The organism is Rheinheimera hassiensis, assembly GCF_022436675.1.
GTDB classification, from domain to species: Bacteria; Pseudomonadota; Gammaproteobacteria; order Enterobacterales; family Alteromonadaceae; genus Alishewanella; species Alishewanella hassiensis.
Map to the genome: position 1 here is coordinate 1 of NZ_JAKUJZ010000044.1, position 274 is coordinate 274.

Below are 274 nucleotides of genomic sequence, written 5' to 3' on the forward strand. Positions count from 1 at the left end.
GGACTAACATAAGTAAATCCCGTTTCGGCATTCTCATTCTGATAAATAAAGCCAATTGAACGGCCATAAATATCAGCTTGTTTTGAAATTTCATTTAATTTATCAAAGAATGATACATGACTAAGCCACGTTTGTAGTCTATCGTTGTCATTACCTTTTTCTAGTAAAATTTTAGGTGGAATTCCTAAAAAATAACCATTATAGGTATCAACAATATACTTAGGTAAATTAACCACAAGCTTATTATCTGGTCCCATTTCTTTGCTCTCAGTGT

The 274-nt window shown here is 31.8% G+C and carries 1 protein-coding gene; it reads right to left on the reverse strand.

Features of this window, described 5'->3' with window-relative positions; translation table 11 throughout:
* Positions 1-274: phage portal protein (locus tag MJX74_RS21575; RefSeq protein ID WP_240225077.1), on the reverse strand; the 274-nt coding region annotated here is incomplete at both ends.